The 16,201-nt window shown below is 69.9% G+C and carries 8 protein-coding genes and 5 tRNA genes; 6 read left to right on the top strand and 7 right to left on the bottom strand.

The window, feature by feature from the left end; translation table 11 throughout:
• Positions 1-162 precede the first annotated feature (162 nt).
• Positions 163-237, bottom strand: a tRNA-Asp gene (locus tag ACIRPX_RS40320).
• Between the two features lie 93 nt (positions 238-330).
• The gene (gene hrpA, locus ACIRPX_RS40315) at positions 331-4,284 is read right to left on the bottom strand and encodes an ATP-dependent RNA helicase HrpA (protein WP_404204825.1); all 3,954 of its coding nucleotides are present in this window, start codon (positions 4,282-4,284) and stop codon (positions 331-333) included.
• A 322-nt stretch (positions 4,285-4,606) separates the two neighbouring features.
• Here hrpA and ACIRPX_RS40310 point away from each other — a divergent pair, with 322 nt between their 5' ends.
• Positions 4,607-5,881 (top strand): RNA-guided endonuclease InsQ/TnpB family protein, encoded by a 1,275-nt coding sequence (locus ACIRPX_RS40310; RefSeq protein WP_404204823.1) that lies wholly within the window; start codon positions 4,607-4,609, stop codon positions 5,879-5,881.
• A gap of 50 nt (positions 5,882-5,931) precedes the next feature.
• Here ACIRPX_RS40310 and ACIRPX_RS40305 read toward each other — a convergent pair.
• The 4 genes from ACIRPX_RS40305 to ACIRPX_RS40290 form a co-directional block, all read right to left on the bottom strand.
• A tRNA-Phe gene (locus ACIRPX_RS40305) sits at positions 5,932-6,005 on the bottom strand.
• A gap of 24 nt (positions 6,006-6,029) precedes the next feature.
• Positions 6,030-6,104 (bottom strand) — tRNA-Asp (locus ACIRPX_RS40300).
• A 38-nt stretch (positions 6,105-6,142) separates the two neighbouring features.
• Positions 6,143-6,215 (bottom strand) — tRNA-Glu (locus ACIRPX_RS40295).
• 80 nt (positions 6,216-6,295) lie between these two features.
• Positions 6,296-7,915, bottom strand: coding sequence for a metallophosphoesterase (locus ACIRPX_RS40290; protein ID WP_404204821.1), 1,620 nt, complete (start codon positions 7,913-7,915; stop codon positions 6,296-6,298).
• Between the two features lie 85 nt (positions 7,916-8,000).
• Between ACIRPX_RS40290 and ACIRPX_RS40285 the strand changes: the two genes are divergently transcribed.
• From ACIRPX_RS40285 to ACIRPX_RS40270, 4 genes are all read left to right on the top strand, one after another.
• The gene (locus ACIRPX_RS40285; RefSeq protein WP_404204819.1) at positions 8,001-8,351 is read left to right on the top strand and encodes a metallopeptidase family protein; all 351 of its coding nucleotides are present in this window, start codon (positions 8,001-8,003) and stop codon (positions 8,349-8,351) included.
• Between the two features lie 889 nt (positions 8,352-9,240).
• Complete coding sequence (locus tag ACIRPX_RS40280; protein ID WP_404204817.1) at positions 9,241-11,238, top strand: DEAD/DEAH box helicase; 1,998 nt, start codon at positions 9,241-9,243, stop codon at positions 11,236-11,238.
• A gap of 94 nt (positions 11,239-11,332) precedes the next feature.
• Positions 11,333-12,880, top strand: coding sequence for an amino acid permease (locus tag ACIRPX_RS40275; RefSeq protein WP_404204815.1), 1,548 nt, complete (start codon positions 11,333-11,335; stop codon positions 12,878-12,880).
• A gap of 99 nt (positions 12,881-12,979) precedes the next feature.
• Positions 12,980-13,052 (top strand) — tRNA-Lys (locus ACIRPX_RS40270).
• 147 nt (positions 13,053-13,199) lie between these two features.
• Here the strand turns inward: ACIRPX_RS40270 and ACIRPX_RS40265 are convergent.
• Complete coding sequence (locus ACIRPX_RS40265; RefSeq protein ID WP_404204813.1) at positions 13,200-13,376, bottom strand: hypothetical protein; 177 nt, start codon at positions 13,374-13,376, stop codon at positions 13,200-13,202.
• 767 nt (positions 13,377-14,143) lie between these two features.
• On the opposite strand from ACIRPX_RS40265, the gene ACIRPX_RS40260 reads away from it, so the two are divergent.
• A complete protein-coding gene (locus ACIRPX_RS40260) occupies positions 14,144-16,156 on the top strand; it encodes an alpha/beta fold hydrolase (RefSeq protein WP_404204811.1) in 2,013 nt (670 codons plus the stop codon).
• Positions 16,157-16,201 lie beyond the last annotated feature (45 nt).

Below are 16,201 nucleotides of genomic sequence, written 5' to 3'. Positions count from 1 at the left end.
GCACCCCCCGGATCATCAAGGACAGGGGCAAAGAGTCATACCGGCCCCGAAGGCCACGAACCCGAACCGGGCTCTACGAGGAAGGTAATGGGCGAGCGGACGACGGGCATGGACATGGAGAAGGCCCGCACCCTTGCGAGTGCGGGCCCTCGTCCCACTGTGCGGTCCTGACGGGATTTGAACCCGCGGCCTCCACCTTGACAGGGTGGCGAGCACTCCAAACTGCTCCACAGGACCAGATGCTGCAGGGCGATTCGTGCGTTGCGCTGCGAGAAGAGACTGTACAGGAGGGTGGGTCCCCGGTCGAACTCACCCGGCGTGCACAGGCGGTTACGGGGCCACCGCGTCGATCGCCTTCACGATCCGCTTGTCGGAGACCGGGTACGCCGTGCCGAGCGCGTGCGCGAAATAGCTGACCCGCAGCTCCTCGATCATCCAGCGGATGTCCGTGACGGCGGACGGGACCGGGCGCCCCTGGGGCAGCTGCTCCAGCAGCCACGCGTACTCGTCCCGCATCTCGTGGACCTTCTCCATGCGCGTGGTGTCCCGCTGGACGTTCGTCGGCATCTGCTGCAGGCGGCGGTCCGCGGCGACCAGATAGCGCATCAGGTCGGGCAGCCGGCGCAGCCCCGCCTCCGTCACGAACCCCGGCCTCACAAGGGCGTCCAGCTGCCCCCGGACGTCCTGGAGATTCGGGAGCAGCGCAGGACTCCGCACGGCCTTCAGACGGCGCTCACAGGCCTGCCAGGCGGCGAGCACCTGCTGCACCTGACCCACCGCGCGAACCGTGGTGTCCACGATCTCCGCGCGCACCCTGTCATACAGCTTGCGATACGACTCCTCGTCCCACGCCGGGCCGCCGAAGTCCCCGATCAGCCTGTCCGCCGCGGCCGTCGCGCAGTCGTCGAACAGCCCCTGGACCGAACCGTGCGGGTTCGCGGACAGAGCCAGCTTCTGCGCGTTCGTCAGCTTCTCCGAGGCGAACCTCGCGGGACTGACCGGAATGTTGCGCAGAATCAGCCGGCGCGTCCCCCGCCACATCGCCTCGGCCTGCTCCGCCTCGGTGTCGAAGAGACGCACCGAGACCGTGTCACCGTCGTCCACCAGCGCCGGGTACGCCTTCACCGGCTGCCCGGCCCGGCGCGTCTCGAAGACACGGGTGAGCGCGCCGATCGTCCAGTCGGTCAGCCCCGCACGCTCCAGCGACTCGCCGCCCCGACGCGACGCGGTGGCCGCGGCGGCCTGGGAGAGAGCCTGGCGCGCCTTCGGCCTCAGACGCAGCCGCAGCGCCTCCAGATCCTTGTCCTCCGCCACCCTCCGGCGCCGCTCGTCGACGATGCGGAAAGTGACACGGAGGTGCTCGGGCACCTTGGACCAGTCGAAGTCGCCCGCCTCGAACGGCACACCGACCATGCGCCTGAGCTCGCGCGCCATGGTGACCGTCAGCGGCTCCTGCAGCGGCACCGCACTGTCCAGGAAGCGCCTGGCGAAGTTCGGCGCCGGCACGTAGTTGCGGCGGATCGGCTTCGGGAGCGAGCGGATCAGCTCCGTCACCAACTCCTCCCGCAGCCCCGGAATCTGCCAGTCGAAGCCCTCGTCCGTGACCTGGTTGAGAACCTGGAGCGGGACATGGACCGTCACGCCGTCCGCGTCCGCGCCCGGCTCGAACTGGTACGTCACCCGGAACTTCAACTGCCCCTGCCGCCAGGAGTCCGGATAGTCGGCCTTGGTGACCGCCTCCGCCGACTCCCGGATGAGCATCTCCCGCTCGAAGTCCAGGAACTCCGGCTCCTCCTGCCGCTTCCGCTTCCACCAGGAGTCGAAGTGGGCCCCGGAGACGACATGCTCGGGCACCCGGGCCTCGTAGAAGTCGAAGAGCGTCTCGTCGTCGACGACGATGTCCCGGCGCCGGGCCCGGTGCTCCAGCTCCTCGACCTCGCTCAGCAACCTGCGGTTGTCCGCGAAGAACTTGTGATGCGTGCGCCAGTCGCCCTCCACGAGCGCGTTGCGGATGAACAGCTCACGGCTCGTCCCCGGATCGATCCGGCCGTAGTTGATCTTCCGCTGCGCCACGATCGGCACGCCGTACAGCGTCACCTTCTCGTACGCCATCACGGCCGCCTGATCCTTCTCCCAGTGCGGCTCGCTGTACGTGCGCTTGAGGAGGTGCTCGGCCAGGGGCTCGACCCACTCGGGCTCGATCTTCGCGTTGACGCGTGCCCAGAGGCGGGACGTCTCCACCAGCTCCGCCGACATCACGAACCGCGGCGGCTTCCTGAACAGGGCCGAACCGGGGAAGATCGCGAACTTGGCGTTCCGCGCGCCCAGGTAGTCGTTCTTGTTGCCGTCCTTCACGTCCTTCATCCCGACGTGGGACAGCAGGCCGGCCAGGAGCGAGACGTGGACCCGGTCGCCGGGGGCGTCGTCCTCGTTCAGCTGGATGCCCATCTGCTTCGCGACGGTGCGCAGTTGGGAGTAGATGTCCTGCCACTCGCGGATGCGCAGGAAGTTGAGGTACTCCTGCTTGCACATCCGCCGGAACGAACTGGAGCCCCGCTCCCGCTGCTGCTCCCTGATGTACCGCCAGAGGTTGAGATAGGCGAGGAAGTCGCTGCTCTCGTCCTTGAAACGGGCATGCTGCTGGTCGGCCTGGGCCTGCTTCTCGGAAGGGCGCTCGCGCGGGTCCTGGATGGACAGGGCGGCGGCTATGACCATGACCTCGCGCACACAGCCGTTCCGGTCGGCCTCCAGGACCATGCGGGCCAGCCGCGGGTCGACCGGCAGCTGGGCGAGCTTGCGGCCGGTCTGCGTCAGCCGCTTGCGTACGTCCTTCTCCGCCGGATCCAGCGCGCCCAGCTCCTGGAGCAGCTGCACGCCGTCGCGGATGTTGCGGTGATCCGGCGGGTCGATGAAGGGGAACTTCTCGATGTCGCCGAGGCCGGCCGCGGTCATCTGCAGGATGACGGAGGCCAGGTTGGTCCGCAGGATCTCCGCATCCGTGAACTCCGGCCGGGCGAGGAAGTCGTCCTCCGAGTACAACCGCACACAGATGCCGTCGCTGGTACGGCCGCAGCGGCCCTTGCGCTGGTTGGCGCTGGCCTGGGAGACCGGCTCGATGGGCAGCCGCTGGACCTTGGTGCGATGGCTGTAGCGGGAGATCCGGGCGAAGCCGGGATCGATGACGTACTTGATGCCCGGCACGGTCAGGGACGTCTCGGCCACATTCGTTGCCAGAACGATCCTGCGCCCGGTGTGCGGCTGGAAGACCCGATGCTGCTCGGCGTGGGTGAGACGGGCGTAGAGAGGGAGGACCTCGGTGAAGCGGTACTGCTTCTTCGTCAGCGCGTCCGCGGTGTCCCGGATCTCCCGCTCACCGGAGAGGAAGACGAGGATGTCGCCCTTGCCCTCCCCCATCAGCTCCTCCACGGCGTCCGTGATCGCGGTGACCTGGTCGCGGTCGGCGTCGTCGCCGTCCTCCTCCAGCAGAGGGCGGTAGCGGACCTCCACCGGATACGTCCGCCCGCTGACCTCGACGATCGGGGCGTCGCCGAAGTGCCGCGAGAAGCGCTCCGGATCGATGGTCGCGGAGGTGATGACGACCTTCAGATCGGGCCGCCTGGGCAGCAACTGCGCCAGGTAGCCCAGCAGGAAGTCGATGTTGAGCGACCGCTCGTGAGCCTCGTCGATGATGATCGTGTCGTAGGCGCGCAACTCGCGGTCGGTCTGGATCTCGGCGAGCAGGATGCCGTCCGTCATCAACTTGATGAAGGTCGAGTCCTGGTTCACCTGGTCGGTGAAGCGGACCTTCCACCCGACGGCCTCGCCGAGAGGGGTGTCCAGCTCCTCGGCCACCCGCTCGGCGACCGTCCGCGCGGCGATACGGCGGGGCTGGGTGTGCCCGATCATGCCGCGCACGCCGCGCCCCAGCTCCAGACAGATCTTCGGGATCTGCGTGGTCTTGCCGGAACCGGTCTCACCCGCGACGATCACCACCTGGTGGTCGCGGATGGCGTCGGCGATCTCGCTCTTCTTCTGGCTGACCGGCAGCTGCTCGGGATAGGAGACGGCGGGGAGCCGGCCGCGCCGAGCGCCCATCCGCTCCTCGGCCTTCGCGATCTCGGCCTCGATCTCGGTGAGGACGGCGGCGCGGGCCTGCGGCTTGCGGATCTTGCGCGCGCCTTCGAGCCTGCGCCCGAGCCGCTGCGCGTCGCGCAGGGAGAGCTCGGTCAGGCGGGGGGCGAGGGTGCCGAGGGCCGGGGTGGCGGGGGCAGGGTGCGTAGACATACGCGGTCCAGGATCTCATCCCCGGGAAATCCGTGGCGAACGATTTGTACCCGATGCCTCACCGGGGCGTTTGTCCCCGACGCCTCACGCGGCCCGCCGACCGGTCGGCGCGGTGCCGGGCACGGCCGGCTGCCGGCGCGCACCCTCACCGGCTCGCCCCTGTATCGCCCGGTCCGTCTTCGGCTCGGCATCCCGAATGGCCCGAGCATCGTCCCGACTCATCGCCCCGCACATCGGCTCCCTGTTCGAAAGATCGCTCCCCACGGTGAACGGAGCCGGAAACGCCCGATCGAACACACGACACGACCTAGATTCCTTGTTCGTGAAACTGGCGCTGCGGATCAAACTGCTGCCGACGCCCGAACAGGCCTCGGCCCTCGACGCAACCCTGCGCGCCTGCAACCAGGCCGCCAACCACGTCTCCGCCTTCGCCTTCACCAGCGGGATCAAGAACAACCGAGCCCTCCGCACCCGGACATACACGCACGTCAAGAACCACTGGAAACTCGGCGCCCAAGCCGCCCAGCATGTCATCAAGAAGACCTGCGACGCCTACGCCGCACTCAAGGGCAACATCAAAGCCGGAAACCTCGGGCGACCGGGCTCGAAGCGCCGCACGGCAGCCACCACCAAACCCATCACCTTCCGCCACCACGCGGCACAGCCCTACGACGACCGCATGCTGTCCTGGCAGACGGAACAACGCACCGTCTCCATCTGGACCACCGCAGGTCGCCTCAAACACGTCCCCTATGCAGGCAGGGAAGATCACCTCCGCCTGCTCGCCCAGCACCGCCGAGGCGAGACAGACCTCCTGACCGAGGGCGGGCGCTGGTACCTCCTGGCGACCATCGACCTGCCCGACCCGGCGCCGAACCCCGACCCGCGGGGGTTCATCGGTGTCGATCTCGGCATCGCCAACATCGCCACCACGTCCACAGAGCACCGACACAGCGGCAGGCGACTCAACCGAACCCGCGCCAACGACCGGAACCTGCGCACCCGACTCCAGAGAAAGGGCACTCGCTCCGCACAACGACGAGCCAAGCGGCATGCCGGCAAGGAAGCCAGGCGAACCCGGGACATCAACCACAAGATCAGCAAACACATCGTGGCGGAGGCTCAACGCACCGGCCGCGGGATCGCTCTCGAAGACCTGAGCGGCATCCGCGGACGGGCCCGGCTGAGAAAGCCCCAACGCGTCACGGTGAACTCCTGGGCCTTCGGCCAACTCGCCGCTTTCATCGCCTACAAGGCGCACCGGGCAGGAGTCCCGCTGATCCACGTGAACCCCGCATACACGAGCCAGGAGTGCTCGCGGTGCCATCACATCGACAGCCGGAACCGGCCCAGCCAGGCCGAGTTCTCGTGCAGGAACTGCGGCTTCGTCGAGCACGCAGACCTCAATGCGTCCCATGTCATCGCCGCTCGCGGCTGGAGGACATGGGTCTGCGGGGCCGAGTCACAGGTCCCTGCCCTGACGCTGATCGCGAAAGGGCTGGATGCGCCGTTTCCGCCGAAGCCATCGGCGGCACGAGCTGCAAGCCGGGGAGCTCGGCTCCCGGGCAGCGGACGCGATCGCTCGTACCGGGCTTGATCCACTAGATGTACAACAAGGCCCCGATCCGGGGATCGGGGCCTTGACTGTGGCTGGGGCCGGGGTCGAACCGGCGACCTTCCGCTTTTCAGGCGGACGCTCGTACCAACTGAGCTACCCAGCCATGAGATCTTCGGAAAGATCTCGGCGGTCCTGACGGGATTTGAACCCGCGGCCTCCACCTTGACAGGGTGGCGAGCACTCCAAACTGCTCCACAGGACCAAGCTGTTGCGTACGACAGTGTCGCACACCGTATTGCGTGCCCCCAACGGGATTCGAACCCGTGCTACCGCCTTGAAAGGGCGGCGTCCTAGGCCGCTAGACGATGAGGGCTATCGGCCCGCCTGGGCGCTTCTCAGCGCGTCGGGGACGTGAGAAGCATATGGGATGGCGGGAGGTATCGCCAAAACGGTTTAGGGGGCCGAGGCCCCCGGGGCCGGTGAGGCGGGCGTGGAGGTGCGGGAGGGGGAGACGGAGGACGAGCCCGAGGGGGTCGACGAGGTCGACGGAGCGGCTCCCGGCTGGTTCTCCTTCGGCAGGTGCCGGGTGACCTCGGCCGTCGTCTCGCCCAGTCCGCCGAGCTTGATCGCGTCCCACGCCTGGAGCCGGCGGGTGCTCCGGTCGAAGTAGAGGACCGACGCCTCGATCGGGGCCGGGTACTTCTGCTCCAGGGCCCGCAGGCCGCTGCCTCCGGTGGAGCCTTCCATCCGCAGCCGGGTGCCGTACTTCAGGATCTCGTCGCCCTCGTGGTGCAGATGACCGCACAGGACCAGCGGTACCTCGCCGTCCACCTCGCGGGCCGCGGACGGCTCGTGGGCCATGGCGACGTCGACCGGGGTGCCCGCGTTCTTCTGGTCGCGCAGTGCCGAGGCCAGCCGGTCGCCCGCCAGCTCCTCCGACTGGTCGGCTCCCCGCGGGTTGGAGCGGTCGGGGGTGAACTGCGGGTCGCCGATGCCGGCGAAGCGCAGGCCCGCGACCGTCTGCGCCCGGCCGTCGTCGAGGACGTGCACGTTCTTCATGCGGGACAGATAGCGCTGGGTGGCGTCGGAGTCGTGGTTGCCGCGGACCCAGACGTAGGGAGCTCCCAGTTGCGCGACCGGGTCCAGGAATCCGTTCTCCGCAGCCGTGCCGTGGTCCATCGTGTCGCCGGTGTCGACGATCACGTCCACCTTGTACTGGTCCACCAGCGACGCGATGATCTTCCAGCTGGCGGGGTTGAGGTGGATGTCCGAGACGTGCAGGACGCGCACGGTGGAGGGGTCCGGCTGGTAGGCGGGCAGGGTGGATGTGACGTCGTAGAGCTTCGTCACGTTGGTCACCAGACGTGCCAGCTCCTTCTGGTAGACGTCGAACTCGGTGACGATGTTGCGTGCGTTGCCGACCAGGGAGGGGGCCGAGGAGAGCAGGCCGGAGTACTTGGGTTCGAGGACGGACTCGGGGTTCCAGGTCAGGTAGGCGGATGCCCCGGAGGCCACCAGGAGGGCCAGGGCGGTGCCGCCGGCGGCCAGTGCCCGGCGGGGGCGGCGGTAGACGGCGAGGCCGAGGGCGGTGGCGCCGGAGACGACGGCGACGCAGGAGCGCAGGGCCAGGTCGCGGGTGCCGTGCTCGACGTCGTGGGCGACTTCGTCCTGGAGGCCGGAGAGGCGCTCGGGGTGGTCGACCAGGGCCTGGGCGCGGGCCGGGTCGAGCTGGTCGACGTTCACGTCCAGCCGTACCGGTGCGTGGTGGCTGTCGAGCTGGAGGGCGCCGAGGGGTGAGACGTTGATCTTCGTGCCGCCGGTGAGGGAGGGGCGCAGGGTCATCGTGGTGTTCATGGGGCCGACCGGGACCCGGACGTTGCCGACGACCAGCAGTCCCAGCCAGGCGCCGAGCAGGACCACGGCGGCCAGGCCCAGTGCGCGGAGCCAGGCCGGCTGCTGCGGGGTGAGGGCGAGGGGTGGTCGCGGGCGGGGTGTGCGGGATCTGCGGGTGAGGGCGTGCGGGGCCCTCCTGAGGCGGTTCAGGGCGTTCAAGGCGGCGGGGACGCGGGCCATTGGTCCCGTATGCCCGCGGGGGTGCGCGGATATGCGGGTCGTCTCATGACTCTCGTACGGACGGGTCGTGGCCGACAATGGGCCTGTGCTGGAGATGACGCGCGAGGAGTTCGAGGAACTGGTGGCCGAGGCCCTCGACCGGATTCCGCCGGAGCTGACGCGGCTGATGGACAATGTCGCGGTGTTCGTCGAGGACGAACCGCCTGCGGGTGAGCCCGAGCTGCTCGGGCTGTACGAGGGCACTCCGCTGACGGACCGGGGTGAGTGGTACGCCGGTGTGCTGCCGGACCGGATCACGGTCTACCGGGGTCCGACGCTCCGGATGTGCGCGTCGCGGGAGGATGTGGTCGCGGAGACCGAGGTGACGGTGGTGCATGAGATCGCGCATCACTTCGGTATCGACGACACGCGTCTGCACGCCCTCGGGTACGGGTGACCGGGGTGGGCGTCCTGGCGCGTGTCCTCTTGCGGGCGGCGGGAGTTGGGCAGGTCGACTTCTTTCCTCACCCCGGAGGTGGCTTCCCGTGCGCTCCGTGTACGTACCCGTCCGTCTGGCTGTCACGGTCATGGCGGTCGCCGCTGCCGCCGGCTGTATGAGTGTGGGTGAGGACGGGGGTGGCGCGGTGAAGCCGTCGCACTCGGCGGGGGAGCGCGGCGGCGAGGCGCCGGACGGGGGTTCGGTGGTGTCCGGCCGGGGTGGCGGGAGGGGTGTCGCGGCTGGCGGAAGGCGTGGTGACGGTGGCGGGGTGGAGGAGAAGGCGGGGGAGTCGGCGTCCCCCTCGGCCTCGCCGTCGGTGGGTGAGGACGGGGCTGTCCCGGTGGTGGGCGGGCCCGGCAGGACGCAGGATCCGGGTGGTGCCACGCCGACGCGGGTGACGTCTGCTCCCACGCGCCCGGTCGATCCGCCGCCGACGCCCAGCGAGCAGCCTGCCTCCGCCTCGCCGGAGCCGTCGGTCGCGGAGCCGTCGTCGTCCGCGCACCAGGAGACGGCGCCGCAGTTGGCGGTGCGGGAGCCGGCGCCGGCGGCGGGTTCGCCGGCGTAGCGAAGAGTTGTGCCGTCTGCCGTCTCCTGGTGCGCGTCTGCCGTCCGTCGTCCGTCGCCGTGGAGCGGTGTGACGTACGTCTATGGGGCTCGGTTTGCCTTCGGGGCAGGTGGGTGCGTATGGTGGTAGATCGTTTGATCCCATTTGCCCGGCGCCACCGCAGAGCGCGCCGTGTGGCGCGTACTCTCCCTTGCCGTGGCGGACCGCATTGAGGCGGTCGTAATGCGAATCACGGAGTTGACGGGCGCGTGCCGACGAGACTCCGGAAGGTTTCGCTTACGCATGTCCATTTCCAGTACTGATCACGCCGTCGTGCCCGAGAACGACTCGGTGGACGAGGCTCCCGAGGTCACCTTCGCGGATCTCGGTCTCCCGGAGGGCGTGGTGCGCAAGCTCGCCCAGAACGGCGTGACCACCCCCTTCCCGATCCAGGCCGCGACCATTCCGGACGCCCTGGCGGGCAAGGACATCCTCGGCCGTGGCCGCACCGGCTCCGGCAAGACCCTCTCCTTCGGTCTGCCGACGCTGGCGACGCTGGCCGGCGGCCGCACCGAGAAGCACAAGCCGCGTGCGGTCATCCTCACGCCGACCCGTGAGCTCGCCATGCAGGTGGCGGACGCCCTCCAGCCCTACGGCGACGTCCTCGGCCTGAAGATGAAGGTCGTCTGCGGCGGTACGTCGATGGGCAACCAGATCTACGCCCTGGAGCGCGGCGTCGACATCCTCGTCGCCACCCCGGGCCGGCTGCGCGACATCATCAACCGCGGCGCCTGCTCCCTGGAGGACGTGCGGATCGCCGTCCTCGACGAGGCCGACCAGATGTCCGACCTGGGCTTCCTGCCCGAGGTCACCGAGCTGCTCGACCAGGTTCCGGCGGGCGGCCAGCGGATGCTGTTCTCCGCGACCATGGAGAACGAGATCAAGACCCTCGTCGACCGGTATCTGAACGATCCGGTCAGCCACGAGGTGGACGCCGCGCAGGGTGCCGTGACGACCATGTCGCACCACATCCTGATCGTGAAGCCCAAGGACAAGGCGCCGGTGACCGCCGCGATCGCCTCCCGCAAGGGCCGCACCATCATCTTCGTGCGCACCCAGCTCGGTGCCGACCGCGTCGCGGAGCAGCTGCGCGACGCGGGGGTGAAGGCCGACGCGCTGCACGGCGGCATGACGCAGGGCGCGCGCACCCGGACGCTGGCGGACTTCAAGGACGGTTACGTCAACTGCCTGGTGGCGACGGACGTCGCGGCCCGCGGTATCCACGTCGACGGCATCGATCTCGTGCTGAACGTCGATCCGGCCGGTGATCACAAGGACTACCTGCATCGTGCCGGCCGTACCGCCCGCGCCGGCCGTACCGGCACGGTCGTCTCGCTCTCCCTGCCGCACCAGCGCCGCCAGATCTTCCGGCTGATGGAGGATGCGGGCGTCGACGCCGGGCGTCACATCATCAACTCCGGTACGGCCTTCGCCCCGGAGGTCGCGGAGATCACCGGTGCCCGTTCGATGACCGAGGTCCAGGCCGAGTCCGCGGGCAACGCGGCGCAGCAGGCCGAGCGTGACGTCTCGCACCTCAGCAAGCAGCTGGAGCGGGCGCAGCGGCGCGCGACCGAGCTGCGTGAGGAGGCCGACCGGCTGACCGCGCAGGTCGCTCGCGAGCGCGGTGAGGACCCGGTGGCCGCGGTCGCCGAGGCCCAGGCGGAGGCCGCTGCGGCGCCCGGGGGGTCGGTGCCCGAGCAGCCGGTGGCGCAGGATGTCGACCGGGCGCAGGCGTCGTCGTACGAGCGTCGTGAGCGGCGGGACGGCGACCGTGGCGGCTTCCGCCGTGACGATCGTGCCTCCGGCCGTGGCTTCGACCGCCGTGACGACCGTGGTGGGCGTTCCTTCGAGCGTCGTGACGACCGTGGTGGTCGTGGCTTCGAGCGCCGGGACAACGAGCGTGGCGGTTTCCGCCGGGACGACCGCCGTGACGACCGTGGTGGGCGTTCCTTCGAGCGTCGTGACGACCGTGGTGGTCGTGGCTTCGACCGCCGGGACGGCGAGCGTGGGGGTTTCCGCCGGGACGACCGTCCGTCCGGGCGTTCCTACGACCGCCGGGACGACCGCGGCGGCCACCGCGGCAGCGACCGTCCCTTCAACCGGGACCGCCGTGACGACCGTCCCGGTTTCCGCTCCGGCGGCCACGACCGTCCGTACGGCCGTCGTGACGACCATCGCGGTGCCGGTTCCGGCTCCTACGGCCGCCGGGACGACAAGCCGCGCTGGAAGCGCAACGGCTGACGTCTGACGCAGCGCCGAGGAAGGGCCCGTACGACTGTGGTCGTGCGGGCCCTTCGGCGCATGTCACGCTCCCGGTGAGGGAATTGCTGGGGACATGACAGATGACGCCAAGGTGAGTGGGCTGTCTGACGAAGAGCGGCTGGCCCAGCTCGGCTACACGCAGGTTCTCGCCCGCCGGATGTCGGCGTTCTCCAACTACGCGGTCTCCTTCACGATCATCTCGGTCCTTTCGGGCTGTCTGACGCTCTATCTGTTCGGCATGAACACCGGCGGTCCGGCGGTGATCACCTGGGGCTGGATCGCCGTGGGCCTGATGACGCTCTTCGTCGGGCTGTCCATGGCGGAGATCTGTTCGGCCTACCCGACGTCGGCGGGCCTGTACTTCTGGGCGCACCGGCTCGCGCCGCCGCGCTCCGCGGCCGCCTGGGCGTGGTTCACGGGCTGGTTCAACGTGCTCGGCCAGGTGGCGGTGACCGCGGGCATCGACTTCGGCGCGGCGTCCTTCCTCGGCGCCTGGCTGAACCTGCAGTTCGGCTTCGAGGTGACGCCGGGGCGCACGATCCTGCTCTTCGCCGGGATCCTGGTGCTGCACGGCCTGCTGAACACCTTCGGTGTGCGGATCGTCGCCCTGCTCAACAGCGTGAGCGTGTGGTGGCACGTGCTGGGCGTGGGCGTGATCGTCGGCGCGCTGGCCTTCGTGCCGGACCACCACCGGTCGGCGTCCTTCGTGTTCACGAAGTTCGTGAACAACACCGGCTGGGGGAGCGGGACATACGTCGTGCTGCTGGGTCTGCTGATGGCGCAGTACACCTTCACCGGCTACGACGCCTCCGCCCATATGACGGAGGAGACGCACGAGGCGGCGACGGCCGGCCCGAAGGGCATCGTCCGCTCCATCTGGACCTCGTGGATCGCCGGCTTCGTGCTGCTGCTCGGCTTCACCTTCGCCATCCAGTCCTACGACAAGGAGCTGGCGTCGCCGACCGGCGCGCCGCCCGCGCAGATCCTGCTGGACGCGCTGGGTGCGACCGCGGGCAAGCTTCTGCTGCTGGTCGTGGTCGGGGCGCAGCTGTTCTGCGGGATGGCGTCGGTGACGGCCAACAGCCGCATGATCTACGCCTTTTCACGCGACGGCGCCCTGCCCTTCTCCCGTGTGTGGCACACGGTGAGCCCGCGCACCCGGACGCCGGTGGCGGCGGTGTGGCTGGCCGCGGCGGGCGCGCTGGTCCTCGGTCTGCCGTATCTGATCAACTACACCGCCTACGCCGCGGTGACCTCGGTCGCCGTGATCGGCCTCTACATCGCCTACGTCATCCCGACGCTGCTGCGGCTGGTCAAGGGCGACGCCTTCGAGCGCGGGCCCTGGCACCTGGGGCGCTGGTCGCGGCCGATCGGTGTCGTCTCGGTGACGTGGGTGGGTGCCATCACGATCCTCTTCATGCTGCCGCAGGTCTCGCCGGTCACCGGCGAGAGCTTCAACTACGCCCCGGTCGCCGTGCTGGTGGTCCTCGGCTTCGCGTCGGTGTGGTGGCTGGCGTCGGCCCGGCACTGGTTCCTCAACCCCGGGCACCGCCGCACCCTCGCCCGCGAGGCGTCCCGCGCGGGGGCCTCCCGCGCCTCCGCCGAACAGGTGGATCCCTGACACTGCGGCCCGATCCTCACCTCCGCCACGGCCGTGTCTCCGATACCCGATCGGAGTCCCGGCCGTGTCCGGCTATGCTCGGGGAGGCAACATCGCCAAGGGCCCTTAGCTCAATTGGCAGAGCAGTGGACTTTTAATCCATTGGTTGTGGGTTCGAGTCCCACAGGGCCTACGGCCGTAGTCAGAGGTATACCCCCTCTGACCTGCGAAGGAGCGCCTCGATCGGTTTTGTTCGGTCGGGGCGCTTCGAGGTGCAAGGGTCTGTGCGTGAGCGACTGTGCCGGGTGACGGACGGGCGGGCCAGTCGTCTTCACGCCCGTCAGCCGCTGAGGCGGTGGAACCGTCCGGGGTACGGCGGGGCGAGCGGCCGGCCCGCCAGGCGGCGCGAGGCCGCGGCCACCGCCCGCGCATGGGCAGTGCGTTCGGCGGCGAAGGTCCGCTCCATCTCCGCGAACAACGCGATCAGCATCTGCCCCGTGACTGCGGCGCGTTCCACAACCAACCCACCGGAACACCCCACCACCAAGATCAACACACTGGTGAACGATCACCCTTGACGCGGAGATGATCTCCACACCGGCTGACATGACCACTCGTCACAGGACTATGTCGGCACCCCACCGCAGTCGGGCCTGCTGACAGCGGCGACGGCCCTCCTGGGGAGGGCAGCGACTCGCCGGGACCGTAGGCGGTGAGGTTCACCGTCGGGGTGCCATCGTCCGTGGTAACGGCGTGCCGAGACGGTAGCCATTGTCATGAACGCCCGGTCGGGCAGGTATCCGAGGGCATGCGCACGGCCGTCGAGTGCCCCCAGTACATCCTCGGGCCGCCCTGGGCGGATCGTCGCCACGCGCTGTGTCCAGGGATCCGTGAGACCGCTCGATGGGGTCAGCCGGTCGATGACGACGATGCCGTCGCGGGCGTGGAGCGCGTCGGCCGCCGCGCGCGATGCTGTTGCGGATGGGCGGGAAGTCCAGCTGTGGTGGATCAGAGCGGTGCCCCGGCGGCACGTGCCGGTGCCCGCCCACGGCGCCCATCGCTCGGTCGCCGGCCATGAGGCCCCCCTCGCTGTCGAATCCCGGCTGGTCCACCGCAACTGCAGCGCCGTTCACGATTCAACTCGTAGGTGGTTGACGGGATCCCGTCCGATCACTTCGATCGCGCGGGATCTCTGCGTCTCGCAGGACGGGCGGCAGGCACCCCTGGCGGGCGGCGCCCGTAATCCGCTGTTCACCTCCTCCTTCGCGAGCAAGAATCGTCCGCATGTCTGCGATCCCCGGTGGAACGACCGCCTTCCACGACCTGCCCGCGTTCCTCGCCCAGCCTCGCGTCAACTCCCTTGCGCTGTCCGCCGACGGTGGCCGTCTCGTGGCCGCCGTGCAGACGTTGTCGGAGGACCGGACCAGGTTCGTGTCCGGGCTGTGGGAGATCGATCCGGCCGGGGAGCGCGAGGCGCTGCGCCTGACCCGGTCGGGCAAGGGCGAGTCCGGGCCCGCGTTCGGCCCGGACGGGGTGCTGTACTTCCTGTCGGAACGCGAGGACGGCAGTGACGAGGGCAAGCACGAGGGTGCCGCGCTGTGGGCGCTGCCCGGGCGTGGTGAGGCCGCCGTCGTGGCCCGGCACCCGGGCGGGATCACCGCGTTCACCGTCGCCCGGGACTCCGGCGCGCTGGCTCACACCGCCGGACTGCTGCCCGGGGCCGCCGACGCCGACGCGCACGGCAAGCTGCGCACGGCGCGCAAGGAGGCGAAGGTCACCGCGATCCTGTACGAGGCCGGGCCCACCCGCGCCTGGGACCGCGATCTCGGCCCCGAGGCACAGCACACCTTCGTGCGCGCGGGGGCCGAGTGCGCAGTGGTCGACGCCGGCGGGCAGGGCGTCGGCCTCGAGCACCCCGGGGACGTGGCGCTGTCGCCCGACGGGACGCGAGTGGCCTACACCCGGTTCGTACCCGGCCGGGTGCCCGCCGAGAACCGCACCGCCGTGGTGGTGGCAGACGCGGCCACCGGCGAGGAGGTCTTCGTCCTGGGCGATGTGGAGCACCTCTACGAGGCGCCGGTGTTCACGCACGACGGCTCGGCGGTCGTGTGCTCGCGGATGACGTGGCCGACTTACGACGAGTCGATGGACATGACGCTCGTCCGGGTCGGCGTGGACGGCGGCGAGGCCGTCGATCTGCTGCCCGGTTTCGACAACTGGCCCGTCGGCGCCGTCTGTTCGCCGGTCGACGACGCCCTCTTCTTCGTGGCCGATGTGGAGGGGCACGCGCCCGTCTTCCGGCGGGACGCGGACGGTACCGTGACCCGGCTCACCGCCTCGGGCGCGTACGGCTCGCTCTGCGTGGCCCCCGACGGGCAGACGCTGTACGCGCTGCGCAACGCGATCGACTCGCCGCCGCGGCCGGTCAGGTTCGAGGCCGGCGCCGCCGATCAGACGCCGGTCGAACTGCCCGCCCCCGGTGCGTTCGACGCGCTGCCGGGCACCCTCACCGAGGTGTACGCCCACGCGGCGGACGGGTACCGGCTGCGCGGCTGGCTCGTGCTGCCCGAGGGCGCGTCGGCCGAGGACCCCGCGCCGCTGCTCGTCGCCGTGCACGGCGGGCCGCAGGGCAGCTGGAACGGCTGGACCTGGCGGTGGAACCCGTGGCCGTTCGCGGCCCGCGGCTACGCGGTGCTGCTGCCCGACCCGGCCCTGTCGACCGGCTACGGTCAGCAGGGCCACCGGCGCGGCTGGGGGCAGTGGGGCGGGGCCCCGTACACGGACGTGATGGCGCTGACCGACGCAACCGAGGCCCGCGACGACATCGATGCCGCGCGCACCGCGCTCGGGGGCGGCTCCTACGGCGGCTACATGGCCAACCGGGTCGCCACGAGCACCGATCGGTTCAAGGCGATCGTGAGCCACGCGGGCCTGTGGGACCTGCGGTCCTTCCAGGGCGACACCGACGTGCCCTGGTACTTCCAGTGCATCTTCGGGGACCCGGTGACCCGGCCCGAGCGGTACGAGGCGCACTCGCCGTACCTGGACGCCGCGAAGATCCGTACGCCGATGCTGGTCATCCACGGCGCGAAGGACTACCGCGTGCCGGTCGGCCAGGGCGCCGCGCTCTTCCAGGATCTGCAGCGGTTCGAGGTGCCCGCGAAGTACCTGTACTTCCCGGACGAGAACCACTGGATCCTCTCACCGGGCCACATCCAGGTCTGGTACGAGGCGTTCCTGAACTTCCTCGACCACCACGTCCTCGGTGCCGAGTGGCAGCGGCCCGGACTGCTGTGACCGCGGGCGGGCGTCGGCCTTCGACGAGGCGGGATCGCCGCTCCT

The organism is Streptomyces sp. NPDC101225 (genome assembly GCF_044767585.1).
In the GTDB taxonomy this organism is placed as follows: domain Bacteria; phylum Actinomycetota; class Actinomycetes; order Streptomycetales; family Streptomycetaceae; genus Streptomyces.
This window is presented reverse-complemented; position numbering and strand designations above follow the sequence as displayed.